Origin of the sequence: Streptomyces atroolivaceus (assembly GCF_000717025.1) — a bacterium.
Lineage (GTDB): Bacteria > Actinomycetota > Actinomycetes > Streptomycetales > Streptomycetaceae > Streptomyces > Streptomyces atroolivaceus.
The window spans coordinates 1-1,246 of sequence record NZ_JNXG01000053.1 but is presented as its reverse complement, the minus strand read 5'-3'; the positions used below and the strand labels follow the sequence as shown (position 1 = coordinate 1,246).

Here is a 1,246-nt window from a genome sequence, read left to right as displayed (position 1 = left end):
GCAGGAGGGTGGTGCCGGCGATGGTGTGGTCGGCGAGCCAGGGGTGGGTGCGCAGGGAGATCCGGCCGGTGAGGACGAGCTGGTCGGTGTCGGCGAGGGCCACCACGGCGCCCAGGAACGGATGTTCGGAGGAGACAAGGCCGGCGGCGGCCACATCCGTGGTCGTGGCACCGGGGGAGAGCCAGAAGCGCGCCATGCGGCCGGGCTGTGGCCGGTGGTGTGGAGGTGGGCCAGGGCGCCGGCGAGGGTGGCGGTCTCGGAGGTGTTCCTGCGGAGTGTGGGTGCCAGTGTCGCGGGTTGGGTGAGGGTGTCCTGGGTGAGGGTGGTGAGTGTGGTGTCGGGGCCGAGTTCGAGGTAGCGGGTGGTGCCGTTGGTTTCGAGGTGCTGGATGCCGGGGTGGAAGCGGACGGTGCGGCGGATGTGTTCGGCCCAGTAGGCGGGTGTGGTGAGTTGGTCGCCGGTGGCGGGGAGTCCGGTGAGGTTGGAGATGACGGGGATCTTGGGTGGGTTGTAGGTCAGGTGGTCGATGGCGTGGCGGAAGTCGTCGAGGACGCTGTCCATGTGGGCGGAGTGGAAGGCGTGGCTGACGGTGAGGTGTTTGGTTCTGCGGCCTTTGGTGGTGAAGTGGTGTGCGAGGGCTTCGGCGGCGTCCTGGGCGCCGGAGATGACGGTTGCCTGGGGGCCGTTGAGGGCGGCGATGTCGAGGTCGTCGATGGTGGCGAGGGCGGTGTGTACTTCGTCCTCGGTGGCTTGGAGGGCGATCATGGTGCCGTCGGTGCGGGCGGCCTGCATGAGCCGGCCGCGGGCGGCGACGAGGGTGACGGCGTCGGGGAGTGAGAGGACCCCGGCGACGTGGGCGGCGGCGATCTCGCCGATGGAGTGGCCGATGAGGACTTGGGGGGTGAGTCCGTCGTGTTCGAGGGTCCGGTACAGCGCGGTCTGCAGGGTGAAGAGCGCGGCCTGCGTGTACTCGGTCCGGTTCAGGAGTTCCGCGTCCTGCCCCCACATCACTTCGTGCAGCGGCCGGTCGAGGATCGCGTCGAAACGGTCGCACACCTCGCAGAAGGCGGCGGCGAAGACGGGGTGGGCTTCGTACAGTTCGCGTCCCATGCCGAGGCGTTGGCTGCCCTGGCCGGTGAAGAGGAACGCCGTCCTGCCGGGGGTCACGGTGCCTGTGGTCAGGCCGGGGGTCTCGGTGCCGTCGGCGAGTGCCGTGAGGCCGGTGAGGAGGGTGGTGCGGTCGGTG

General features: G+C 70.0%; 1 protein-coding gene and 1 pseudogene. Both read right to left on the bottom strand.

Annotation, left to right across the window (positions count from 1 at the left end):
• Positions 1-196: hotdog family protein (locus tag OO67_RS40405; RefSeq protein ID WP_244300512.1), on the bottom strand; the 196-nt coding region annotated here is incomplete at its 3' end.
• A gap of 68 nt (positions 197-264) precedes the next feature.
• Positions 265-1,110, bottom strand: a pseudogene (locus OO67_RS35355) (acyltransferase domain-containing protein); the annotation flags it as partial.
• Positions 1,111-1,246: the final 136 nt, after the last annotated feature.